Source organism: Telluribacter roseus (assembly GCF_017355915.2).
Classification (GTDB): domain Bacteria; phylum Bacteroidota; class Bacteroidia; order Cytophagales; family Spirosomataceae; genus Telluribacter.
Window position 1 is genome coordinate 17,338 of the sequence record NZ_JAFEUV020000028.1, and the last position, 12,284, is coordinate 29,621.

At 48.2% G+C, this 12,284-nt stretch carries 7 protein-coding genes and 1 tRNA gene; 6 read left to right on the forward strand and 2 right to left on the reverse strand.

What is annotated here, in order from left to right; translation table 11 throughout:
- Positions 1 to 120 precede the first annotated feature (120 nt).
- A complete protein-coding gene (locus JTN23_RS25285) occupies positions 121 to 1,293 on the forward strand; it encodes an AIR synthase related protein (protein ID WP_247237909.1) in 1,173 nt (390 codons plus the stop codon).
- A 290-nt stretch (positions 1,294 to 1,583) separates the two neighbouring features.
- On the forward strand, positions 1,584 to 2,585 hold the full coding sequence (gene araD1, locus JTN23_RS25290; RefSeq protein ID WP_247237910.1) for an AraD1 family protein: 1,002 nt from the start codon (positions 1,584 to 1,586) through the stop codon (positions 2,583 to 2,585).
- A gap of 135 nt (positions 2,586 to 2,720) precedes the next feature.
- Here the strand turns inward: araD1 and JTN23_RS25295 are convergent, their stop codons facing one another.
- On the reverse strand, positions 2,721 to 6,029 hold the full coding sequence (locus JTN23_RS25295) for a glycosyl hydrolase (RefSeq protein WP_247237911.1): 3,309 nt from the start codon (positions 6,027 to 6,029) through the stop codon (positions 2,721 to 2,723).
- A 432-nt stretch (positions 6,030 to 6,461) separates the two neighbouring features.
- Here JTN23_RS25295 and JTN23_RS25300 point away from each other — a divergent pair, with 432 nt between their 5' ends.
- The 4 genes from JTN23_RS25300 to JTN23_RS25315 all read left to right on the forward strand — a co-directional run bounded on the left by JTN23_RS25300 (position 6,462) and on the right by JTN23_RS25315 (position 11,550).
- The gene (locus JTN23_RS25300) at positions 6,462 to 7,022 is read left to right on the forward strand and encodes a sugar O-acetyltransferase (protein WP_247237912.1); all 561 of its coding nucleotides are present in this window, start codon (positions 6,462 to 6,464) and stop codon (positions 7,020 to 7,022) included.
- 492 nt (positions 7,023 to 7,514) lie between these two features.
- Complete coding sequence (locus JTN23_RS25305) at positions 7,515 to 8,627, forward strand: fatty acid desaturase family protein (RefSeq protein WP_247237913.1); 1,113 nt, start codon at positions 7,515 to 7,517, stop codon at positions 8,625 to 8,627.
- A gap of 1,721 nt (positions 8,628 to 10,348) precedes the next feature.
- Complete coding sequence (locus tag JTN23_RS25310; RefSeq protein ID WP_247237914.1) at positions 10,349 to 10,657, forward strand: transposase; 309 nt, start codon at positions 10,349 to 10,351, stop codon at positions 10,655 to 10,657.
- 17 nt (positions 10,658 to 10,674) lie between these two features.
- Positions 10,675 to 11,550, forward strand: coding sequence for an IS3 family transposase (locus JTN23_RS25315; RefSeq protein ID WP_247237915.1), 876 nt, complete (start codon positions 10,675 to 10,677; stop codon positions 11,548 to 11,550).
- A gap of 421 nt (positions 11,551 to 11,971) precedes the next feature.
- On the opposite strand, the gene JTN23_RS25320 is transcribed toward JTN23_RS25315, so the two are convergent.
- Positions 11,972 to 12,045, reverse strand: a tRNA-Pro gene (locus JTN23_RS25320).
- Between the last annotated feature and the right edge of the window lie 239 nt (positions 12,046 to 12,284).

Sequence of the window (12,284 nt, forward strand, 5' to 3'; positions counted from 1 at the left end):
ACCTCTTCAAGCCAAAGAGCAATACCTACTTCATTTACCCGGCTAGCAACTCCTTCCCCGCCTTTTTTTCTACCTTTGTACTTTACTTACTAATCCTTTTATCCCAAACTGTCGGTTCGCATGAATCCTACTGACCGCTACCTGCAACGAGGCGTCTCTGCTACCAAAGAAGATGTGCACAAGGCTATCGCCAACATTGATAAAGGTATCTTTCCCAAAGCCTTCTGTAAAATAGTACCCGATACCCTGGCCGGTGATCCCGAGTACTGTACCATCATGCACGCCGACGGAGCCGGTACCAAAACCTCCCTGGCCTACCTCTACTGGAAGGAAACGGGCGATCTGTCGGTGTGGAAAGGTATTGCGCAGGATGCGGTGGTGATGAATACGGATGATCTGCTGTGCGTGGGAGCGACGGGACCGATGCTGCTGTCCTCTACCATTGACCGCAATAAGAATAAAATACCCGGTGAAGTTATCGCCGAGATCATCAACGGTACCGAAGAGGTACTGGCGATGCTCCGCAGCCACGGCGTAGAAATATACAGTACCGGTGGTGAAACCGCCGACGTAGGTGATCTGGTACGTACCGTTACGGTCAATAGTACCGTCATCGCCCGCATGAAGCGCGCCGAGGTAGTAGACAACGCCAACATACAGGCCGGTGACGTGATCGTAGGACTGGCCTCGTACGGACAGGCTACTTATGAAACGAGCTACAACGGCGGCATGGGCAGCAACGGACTTACCTCCGCTCGCCACGATGTACTGGGCAAGTACCTGGCGGGTGCCTATCCCGAGAGCTTCGATCCGGAGGTAAATGCTGATCTGGTATACAGCGGCTCGCGTAAGCTGACCGATCCGGTAGAAGGTACTCCACTCAACGTAGGGCAGCTGGTGCTATCGCCTACCCGTACCTACGCACCCGTTGCCAAGGCCCTGCTCGATGAGCTGCGCCCGCATATCCATGGCATGGTACACTGCAGCGGCGGCGCCCAGACCAAGATCCTGCACTTCATCGAAGGACTACACGTCATCAAAGATAATCTGCTGCCCATACCTCCGCTGTTCCGCCTGATACAGGCCGAGAGCGGTACCAACTGGCAGGAAATGTACAAGGTATTTAACATGGGTCACCGACTGGAAGTATATCTGCCCGAGCAGTACGCTCAGCGCGTAGTGGAGCTGTCGCAGTCATTCGGCATCGAGGCGCAGGTAATCGGTAGGGTAGAAGCCGCTGAGCAGAAGCAGGTGACCATCCGCAGCGAGGTGGGTGAGTTTGTGTACCAGTAGAGTGTATTTCAAAATATCAACAGCGGAGTGATGGTATCAGGAGCAGTGTAATCTGATACTACAAGTCCGATGAGCCATCTGGTTACTACTTGTTTGAGAGTAGCCGGATGGCTTTTTTCGGCTCCAGGAAGGTTGGGCTGATGTGGCCAGCGAAAGGAGTAGCATAGGTAAGGGGGCTAGGGATTTTATCTGGCTATGGCCTGGGGCGAAGCTACTTCCAGCCGGGTTTTTCCTATATAAGGGAATAGATTCTGTACAAAACCTCTTTATAAAAGAAAAAGCCACTCCCTATGCGCATTGTACAGCTCATCAACGCTCAGCGCCAGCGGCACATCGCCCTGGTGGAAGAACCTCACCTGATACTCATCAGGAATGCATCCAGCGTATACCAGCTCGTCCAGTCGGCTATTGAGCAGGAGGTTCCTCTGCAAAAGTTGATCGACGATAGCCTGACTGACGAGCGGGTATCCTACGACGAGGTGTACGAAGGTCGCTCCGCATGGCGGCTACTGCCCGCCGTGGACCATCCTGATGATCCCCGCTTCTGCATGCTATCAGGTACCGGCCTGACCCATAAGGCCAGCGCCGACAACCGGCAAAAGATGCACGATGCTGCCACGGCTGGTCAGGCTACGGATAGTATGAAGATATACCAGTGGGGGGTAGAAGGCGGCAAGCCCGACAGCGGACAGATCGGTGTACAGCCGGAGTGGTTCTACAAGGGCAACGGGAGTATGCTACGGGCGCACAACGAGGCGCTGCTGATTCCCAACTACGGAAACGACGGCGGCGAAGAGCCCGAACTGGCGGCGGTGTACATCAACGGTCAGGACGGTACGCCCTACCGCGTCGGCTTCGCTACGGCCAATGAGTTCTCGGACCACGTCATGGAGAAGAAGAACTACCTGTACCTGGCTCCTTCCAAGATACGTACCTGCGCTATCGGTCCCGAACTGGTACTCACGGAGACGGTAAATGACATCCGGGGTAGAGTAGCGGTGGAAAGATCAGGGCAGATACTCTGGGAAAAGAATATAAAAACAGGCGAAGCCAACATGGCCCACAGCCTCCAGAACCTGGAGTACCACCACTTCAAGTACCCCAACCACCGCCTGCCCTTCGATGTACATATCCACTTCCTGGGGGCAGATGCCTTCAGCTTCGGCGAGGGCATTCAGCTGCAGGACGGTGACCTGATGCAGGTCCAGTGGGAAGGTATGGGCCGGGCACTCAGGAACAGGTTGCAGGTGGAGGCTACGGAGGAGCGCCTGCTGGAGGTGCGGACCGTGTAGCGCTAGTACCCTTTATTCCCCGGACCTACATTTTGCCGTAGCTGGGGCTCACAAGATGTGAGGAGACAGTATCAATAGAAATAAAAAAACGCCCCCGTCAGCTTACTACCAGGTAAGTGACGGGGGCGCTGCCGTTTATTTTTGGAGAATAATACTTACCGGACCCATAAGGCCTGATGGCAACAGGGGTGAATCTGCCTTATAGAAAGGCATGGTAGTGAACGTGATCTTATTTTTTACATCGGGCTGCGCGTCGCCAATCAGGCGGTTGACCCACAGGTTGGTGACGTTGATCTGTACAGTGTTCTGCCCTGCTTTCAGCGCCTCTGTAATATCCAGGCGGAAGGGCTTCTTCCAGACCGTACCCATGTTTTTACCATTGACAGTCACCTCCGCGATATTCTTCACCTCACCCAGGTCAATCACATAGCGCCCGGCTTTATCCACATTCGGTAGCTCAAAGTTATTCTCATAGGTAGCCGTGCCGGAGAAGTACTTGATACCAGCGTCGGGATTTTCGGTCCAGGAGGCTAACTGATTGAAAGTAGCGCTTTCGGGGGCTCCCCGACCGGTCTGGAAACTGACCTTCCAAGTACCGGTTGGCTGTGCCGCCTGTGACTCCGCAACGGCTGGTTTGGTGTACGAAGTAGCCGTTGCCTTCTGTCCGAATACAATAAAGTAGGCATCCCAGGGATCGAACCGGAGCGGGATAATGGTACGTCCGTCTTTGATCTGGTAGGATACCTTCTCTACTTTACCCGTTTGCGGGTGCCATAGCTCTGGTACTTTGTCCGTAACCCGGAAGCTAACTACCGCTTCATTGGCACCTTCGCTGCGGCTGTTGAGCCAGTAGATGTCCTGCTCACCCGCCTGACGGTGTACGTACAGTAAGTCAGCTTTGTTATTGGATACCATTACATCCGGTACAATTTTCATGTCGTTGAGGACTGTATCTATCGGCTTCTTGATCACGTTCGGATGGCGCCACAGTTCATCCACTACTGTCTGAAACTCTGTAACCTTGTCGCTCAGACTGGGTGAGCTTTCGGGTTTGGTACCGGTGAGCTTCATACCCGCTTTGACCAGGTCCCTCATCTTTTTGAGAACCGGTAAGGTCATGTACCGGGCTGATGGGTCCAGCACCATGAGGTTGTACCGCTGCCCGCTGGGTGTCACTATTTTCCCACCCTCTACTTTGAGAGAAGTAAGCACGGCGGTGGCGTTGACAAAATCATACTCGTAGCCATAGGGTACAGGAGGGAGCTGATTGGCAAAGAGCGAAGTGATGTTCTGATTCTCGCCGTAGTAGTACAGTACATCCACCACTGGCTTCCCCTGCTGAAGCAGGTGCGAACTGCGACCCAGGTAATCCATCCAGGGTTTGGCCTGTTCGGCCCAGGTTTCCTGTCGGGTAAAGTACTGCCCGAATGGCCCCAGTGAAAAACCGGGTTTTTTGTCGTCGAGTGGTTGATGTACGGAGGTATGTATCACAAAACGGTTCAGGCCCGAGGCCATCTCCATATCGGCGGTACGTTTCAACTTTTCGGGGTGGAAGCTGAAGGCATTGCCCACGGAGGTCATCGACTCACCCGCTACCAGATTCTGTCCGTAGATATGCGCTACTGACGCCGATTCGCGAATATCGGCTTTGCTCCGGGTTTCCTCTTCACCACCTCCGGCCAGACTACCCGGTGTCCACATGGCCGACATGGGTATATCGGCCTTCCGTTTCACATCCATCCCATCGGCCAGGTAGATGCGCTTGTTCTCGTGCGATTCAGTATAGCGCTTCATGCCACGCTGGTGCAGCGCTTCACCAATGGTTTCATAGTGGCTCTCGGCAATCATTTCTCCGATGGTCTTACGGAAGTCCCACAGGAATTTCTCGCTGTCTTCGGTGCTCTTCACCACCCGGCCGGTAAGTACTGGTATCCACGGTTTCAGATCGTAGCCCCGTCTCTTTCTGAACTCCTCGGGTAGTGCTTGCGTCCAGGTCATATGACCGGCCTCGTAGCTGTCCAGGATCATGTACTCCAGTCCCTTGGCTCCCATCTGGCCACCGGTAGCATCCTTGTACATGTCGAGGTAGGTGTTGATGTATCGGCTTACGGCAGCTTTATCCAGCTTATCCACCTCCAGTCCCGTCGCTTCGGGCGAAGCTGGATGATTTTGCCGGCCCGTCAGCGAGTACCCCAGCCGCACCACCACCCAGTTGCCAGCCGGAGCATCCCAGTCCAGGGTACCATCTGCTTTCATACGGGCCGTAAGATCCACTACATCCGCTACCGGAATGGCATCGGCCTGCGCAGTAGCTGGTAAGACCTTCTCCTCCTTCCAGGGTTCGAAGCCCGCTTTATCTTCAAATAGATTGATACGATCCGTATTGTATAGTACCAGTTCGGCTACATTCACGCCCTCGGGTTTGGGTGGTTCGGCATTTCCGCCTGCCATAGCGGCAAACATATTGACCTGTGGAGGCAGGGTCTTGAACGTAAACCGGAAGTACCTGGCGGTAGTAGGGGGTATGCTAAGGGTATTCTGTGGGACTATACTACCCGGTATAGCCACCACTTCGCGGAAGGTCACCCCATCGTCACTGACTTTCAAAGATCGGTTTTCCGGGCCACCGTTAAATTGCTCCAGGGGGAGGTGGTTGGCTCCCGCAATGGAGAAAGCCTTAAAAGTTTGGGGAGTACTAAACTCGTACTGAATCCACATCTCTTCGCCCACTGCCTGGGGGGGCAGGTACTTGGCGGTAGCTACATCGCCATCCGTCAGTTCAGTCAGGCTGAAGGTACCACCGCTGGAAGTTACCTTGGGCTTGAGTTCTGTGAATACTCTGTCATTTTGGGGTAAGCGATAGGCTATCACAAGGGCATCCTTATAATAGTTCGGCAGCTCACCCTCATACTGTCCCGACAAACTGGCCTTAGGCATCTCGACCTGCTGAAAGGCGCCCGTTGTGGAAGAAGGCTGAGGTAGCTTTCCTGTGTACTTCTGTCCGCCTTTGACCCGGGTTTCGGTCCATACGTATTTCTTCATGGCGTCCTGAGGCTGTACCCAGGGACCTCCCGTGACACTCCATCCCGGTGAACCCGCAATAGCCATTTCAAGTTGTAGCTGGTTGGCCAGTTGCGTCGTATGCCTGAATGCATCCTTCCATTCGGGCGTCATGAACACAAGTTTTTTCTCAACCACTTGTGGAGTAAACAGGCTGGCGTCAAAGTTCTGAAATCCACCTATACCCACACGCTTCATCCACTCCAGATCTTTGGTGATACCTTCTTTGGTGATGTTCCCGTTCATCCAGTGCCACCACACCCGGGGCTTGGCCGCGTTGGGCGGGTTCTGAAAATCCTGCAATCGGACCGGCCCTTGCTGAGCCTGGCTATTCAAAGCGCCTAAGAGAAGGCATGCCCACAGGTAGTTAGTCTTGTTTTTCATCGGGTTAACGTTCTGATCAGTTCATAATAAAGGGGACTTCATGCGCCGGCTGTTTTCTCCATGGGGCATGAGATAACTTATAGCCAATAAGCACGTTGTGGGAAAGCATGAAAGGAATGAAGATTCCATTGTGTTTAGGGTACACAATAAAGTTATCAAAGATATCCAATATACCTATATAAGTTACACTATATTTTTAATGAGTATATTTATATAGTTGCCGTGGCGCCGGCTGTGCCTGAAAGAATGTTGTATCTCAATTATTGAGGTTGAGTACAGAAGCTATATCAATAAGTAGGAGTAACATCTTTTTGGGGAGTAATGGGAATGAGCGAATCATCCGGCTAACATATTACTTCCGGATGCAGTTGATAATATTGACTATATCCCTTCATTACTAGACATAGGGTACTACTTATCAATACGTTTTCTATGAAGACAGAAAAGGAAAAGATGCTTGCCGGGGAGCTGTACAACGCACTCGATCAGGAGCTGTCTGACGACAGGCTACGAACCAGGTTGCTGATAAAAGAATTGAACGACAGCCGGGAAGACCAGACCGAAGACAGGATCAGGATCCTGAAAGAACTGATTCCGAATGCCGGAGCGGATCTGTGGCTGCAGCCTCCTTTTTACTGTGATTATGGCTACAATATGGTCGTAGGGGAGAAGGTATTCTTCAACTTCAACTGCATCGTACTGGATGTGATGCAGGTTACGATTGGTAGCCGCACCCTGTTCGGGCCTAATGTTCAGATTTATACGGCTACTCATCCCATTGATTACAAAGAACGGGCTACCGGACTGGAATATGCCAAACCCATACGCATTGGGGAAGATGTATGGGTAGGCGGGAGCGTCGTGATTTGTCCGGGGGTAACTATCGGCGATCGTACTGTTATAGGGGCGGGTAGTGTGGTTACCAAAGATATACCCTCGGATGTATTTGCGGCCGGAAATCCGAGCCGGGTCATCCGGTCGCTGGATCAGTAGACTGCAACAGGTTAGTGTATAACTATTTTATACGTTTTTCTGGGCTTCAAGCACCTCCAGAGGCGAATCCCGAAGTTATTCTTCCCGGCCATGGGGGAGGGGTAAGTATAGGCTACTTCTTCCCCCATAAAAGAACTCAGGAGGGGGTAAGTGAGATATGAAGAAACAGTGTCTTCATAGTTTTCTGCGAATACTAGTACTTTTTAAAGTACAATTGGATCGTGTGCAGAAACAGAAGCTGGTAAGGTCTGAAACTGCCTGTGTTATGGCAAGTTAATGTAAGTATATCACAATTGTGATAGTACTTCATGTTCCTGCCTGCCCTCTCTTTCATATCTAAAGGGCTTCATTCTATACTGATTTAAACTAAATTCAGAACCTTAACGTTCTGAATTAGAACGGCTCCTTGATTAGATTAAGATTTTCCTTTTTTCTTCCTTCTTTTTGTCCTTCACCTCATCCATTCCCCACTAACTCCCCGTTTACCGTTACATGAAAATACATGAAAAAGTGAAATTTGCTGCACCTGAAAAAAGTGAGTTCTTCCCAACCCTAAAAAAAAGAGTAGATCAATATTTTATCGAAAGCCAGAACACTCGCTATGCCGATAGAAGCATGATCATCAAGACGTCTGTACTACTAGCTCTATATATAGTTCCTTTTATTCTGTTACTAACCTTGCAGCCTCCCTTCTGGGCCAGTCTGATTTTGTGGCTGCTGATGGGGCTTGGTATTTCGGGTATAGGCATGAGTGTGATGCACGATGCTAATCACGGAGCCTATTCCAAAAATCCCTCAGTTAACAAATGGATGGGGTACTCGATCAACCTGGCCGGAGCGGGTGTAGACAACTGGAAATTCCAGCATAATATTCTCCATCATACCTACACCAATGTGGTTCCTATGGATGAAGATATTCGCGATCGGGGCATTGTAAAGCTGTCCCCACATCACGAACCTAAGCGAGTCCACCGGTTTCAATACCTCTACGCCTTTGCCTTTTACGGAATACTTACCCTTTACTGGGTGCTGCTCAAAGATTTTATCCAGTACCATGGGTTCATAAAATCAGGAGTTAACCGAAAGTCTACCCAGGAAAACAGGAGAATGCTACTGGGTTTGATTCTTATGAAATCGATATACCTATTTGCATTCTTTGGGGTACCTATCTTTCTGTTTCAACTCCCCTGGCTGGAAGTAGTAGCGGGCTTCCTGCTGATGCATTTTACAGCGGGTACTGTCCTGACCGTTATATTTCAGCTAGCGCATACGGTAGAGGGTACTTCGCATCCTATGGCCAACGAGCAGGGCATTATTGAGAAGGATTGGGCCATCCATCAACTGGAAACTACCGTTAACTTTTCCCCCCGGAATAAATGGCTATCCTGGTATATCGGTGGGTTAAACTTTCAGATCGAACATCACCTGTTTCCCAAAATCTGTCATGTCCATTACCCGGAGATAGCTCCTATAGTGAAGAAAACAGCCCATGAATTCGGGCTTGTGTATCAGGAGAACGCTACATTTATGAAGGCTTTACGTTCTCATATTATGACTTTACACCGCTTTGGAAGCTTTCATGACTTGAATGAGGCTATTGGCTAGCAGGTAGGGATCCCTGCCATGCTGCTGAATTAAACCAGGAAATAATCAACCCCTTACCCCCATGAGATACCTGACCACAAAAGGAAGAATAATTTCAGGGGGCGCCTCTGGAGGTGCTTGAAGCCCTGAAAAACTCATCATTGAGTGATGTTAAGCCAGGGCTAACTACTTACCTAATGCTACTGAGGCTTCCGGTCAATATGAACTATGATATAAAGCTAGAAGACCGGGCCATGTTCAGGTTCTTGATAGTCTCGAAAGTATAGGCTTTCTTCTTCGCCTGAAATAGAGGGTACCTGAGATGATAGCTTTTACTGCCGCTGGTCAGACCAGCGCTAAATAGCATTGCTGTCATGCATGTAGGTAATTAGTACTGGCAGCAAAAAGGCAGTGATGATCCCTTCTTGCTGCCAGTACTAATCACAACGAGTTACGGACGAAGCGATTTGGCGTTTCAAGCAGATTACCATCTGACCTTAGCCTTAGGTGTTCTTCATGGTTCATGATAGACTCAATAACACTATCTCTGACTTTGACGTCCTTAAATTCAAAAGTTGTTACTTCTCCGGAGTCAAACCTGAAAATAATGGTTGGGGTATGTACTCCTCTTTCACCTTTACGAAACTCAATAATTTTATCCAGGTTTATTATACGCTCATACCCTTGCACTTCCAAAAACTTCGCCATAGTAGTATTATATAAGTAGGTGATTAATGAATTATAATTCCTTTGATTTTATTTCTTACGTGATTCACACTTTCAGTGGGAGATATTCGCCTTTCGGGCAACAAGTGGCTCTGAGTGAGTAGCGCCCCTCTTCCATTAGCTAAGTACTTTAACAAGCTCTGCAAAGTACCTGTCTTTGAGCAGGTTAATTGTTAGTACTGCTTCATATTCTATGGGGGAAGTTCCTGCATTAAGCCCACAAGCTCAAAGAAGAGACATTACTATACATTGAATTGGTAATCCAGTTATAAATGTAAGCAATAGGGTTTGCAATACACTAAGTATAGTGACTTCTTCCTGGCTCCGGATTCAAGTGAATGTATGGTGGTAGTAACAATTATGTGTTAGAGTGCATTGCCCTTCGTTGATGCACCTATTCGGGTGATAGATAAGTGCTTGAAGTATAGGGTTGTATGAGCTCCAAACGCCTAAAACATATCTACAAACGGTTTGTTATTAATAATACAAAAGGCAAAGTGGATAATCCGTGGGAAACAATAAACTAATTTACAGATGTGTAAATTAGTTCGTGAAGCTACCCCCTTACCTGATGGACTAATGGAGGCTCCGGGTCCATAAGCGCTACATTACTTAACAGAATCTTTACAGACTCACTCATCAATAAAATGAAAGCGAAGGTGCAAACATATTATAGAATTGGATTATGGAACTTCTCTGAAAATGCCTACGAGCCTATATCTTCATTAGAACAACTAGGTAGTGGTATAATTTATTGTGACTCTTTTGATATGCTTTCGCACCAGGAGGCTACCAAACTGTTAAGAAAATTTAAGCGAAAATTCCCCTCATTCAGGTTCTCTATCATTGATGAGATGGGGTATGAGGCCTAAACTGTTGCATCTGTCAGTCCACCTGATACATGATTTTTCGTGGTTAAGCCATAGAAACAATCACGATCATTCTTAAATAAAGAATGACCTTTGAGATGGTCTAGTTTTAATGGACACATTACTTGCGTAAATTAGCAAGTAGAGATGCAGCACAAAAAATCACAGAAAAGCAGGAGAAAGTACGATGTCTCCTTCAAGCAAGAAGTTGTTAGCATAATTGCGGCTGGCCGTTCAGTAGCGGACATTGCCCATTCATTGGACATAGGAGAAAACATCATTTACCGTTGGCGCAGACAGGCACTTGGCCTAACAAATGTGGCTTCATCAGAGCCCGCGCCTCCTTCTCAAGTTAGTTTATCGGAGCATCTGGCACTACAAAAGCAACTGCGGGAACTGGAAATGGAGCGAGACATTTTAAAAAAAGCCTTGGGCATCTTCTCTCGCTCGCAGTAAAGGACCGATGTAAGTTTATCAAAAAATTCCAGCATCGGTATTCTACCAAACTGTTGTGCCACCTCATGCAAATCAGCCGCAGTACCTATTACGAGTACTTAAAGCCAAAAGTAAAAAATTCAGGAAAGCAGCAGGTGGAACAGCAGATTGTGGAAGTATTTAGAATGCACAAGCAACGTTACGGCATCCGCAGGATTTGTGCCGAGTTAAAGGATAGAGGTCTTAAAGTTGGAAAGTATGTATGCAGAAAGGTAATGAAACAGCATGGACTACGAGCCATACAGCCCCGTAGCTTTGTGCCCCGCACTACTGAGAGCAGGCATCCTTATCCCATTAGCCCTAATCTGCTGCTGGAGCGTCAGCCGCCTACAAGACCTGATGAAGTGTGGGTTGGTGATATAACTTATATCCCGCTTTCCCAAGGCAGGTGGGCTTATCTATCAGTGTGGATGGACTTATACTCCAGAAGGATAGTAGGCTGGAAGTTGGCCAGCCACATGCGGGAAGAACTGGTGATAGCAGCGTTGCGAAAAGCACTTGCGACAAGAAATGTAAAAGCTGGACTCATTGTACACTCTGATCGTGGGGGTCAATATGCAGGAGGTCTGTTTCGAATGCTGCTACTGAAAAGAAAAATAGCACAATCTATGAGCCGAGCCGATGATCCGTATGATAACGCATCCATGGAGTCTTGCTTTAGCCGACTAAAAGCAGAACTGCTCGAGGATGGAATCTTTGACAACCTTGAAGATGCCCAAACAGAAATCTTTGAATACATTGAAATGTACTACAATACCAGCCGTAAACATTCAAGTTTGAACTACCTGAGTCCAATGCAGTACGAAAATCACTATTTTTATTCTTTAACTAAGCAAGTAAGCTGTCCGCTATAATCGGTACACCTCACTTCACATCGGCACCAGCCTACCTTAAAACCTTATAGAGCAGTTGCTGTTATCTGGTCTGGGACATTTCCTAAATAATATGCTTATAGGATCATCCTCATTTCCGGTGTTGTCTAATCCTGAAATCTCCTGTTGCTCCTACTCCCAATAAATCCATTATATCAGCATCAGTCATGCATCCAAAGGTATACTACTATGACCTTGGTGAGTGAAAGTTGACAAGGATGAATGATTCAGTATACCTTCAGAACTTGTCGACAGGTACCTTCCTCTGTATTGATAGCCTCATATCCCAAATCTATGGATACTGGATCAGTACATTCAAAGTTCTTTAAGTTGATTCGAGATGTTTAAACCAAAAGAAAAAGCACTTACAACATTTCTGTCGTAAGTGCTTTTTTATAGTTCGTCGGGATGACAAGATTCGAACTTGCGACCCCTTGCACCCCATGCAAGTGCGCTACCGGGCTGCGCTACATCCCGAACTATTTGGGATTGGGACTGCAAAATTAAGTATAAATGTTACTTCTGTCAATGCCTTTGTGTAAATAAGTAGTAAAAACATCACCTGCTACTATTCGGACTCAAGTACCTGTAGCTCCCTTCACCGCTATAATACAGCGTATTATTGATGCGTGAATTAATCCGTAAAGAATGCAACTTCCTTCTTGCGGAAGAATACTTGAATTAAGGCTGGATCTTCCTCCAGCAAGTTTATCTGA

Coding starts and splice junctions, on each gene's coding strand:
- JTN23_RS25285 (WP_247237909.1), top strand. CDS start 121: ATGAATCCTACTGACCGCTACCTGCAACGAGGCGTCTCTGCTACCAAA.
- araD1 (WP_247237910.1), top strand. CDS start 1,584: ATGCGCATTGTACAGCTCATCAACGCTCAGCGCCAGCGGCACATCGCC.
- JTN23_RS25295 (WP_247237911.1), bottom strand. CDS start 6,029: ATGAAAAACAAGACTAACTACCTGTGGGCATGCCTTCTCTTAGGCGCT.
- JTN23_RS25300 (WP_247237912.1), top strand. CDS start 6,462: ATGAAGACAGAAAAGGAAAAGATGCTTGCCGGGGAGCTGTACAACGCA.
- JTN23_RS25305 (WP_247237913.1), top strand. CDS start 7,515: ATGAAAATACATGAAAAAGTGAAATTTGCTGCACCTGAAAAAAGTGAG.
- JTN23_RS25310 (WP_247237914.1), top strand. CDS start 10,349: ATGCAGCACAAAAAATCACAGAAAAGCAGGAGAAAGTACGATGTCTCC.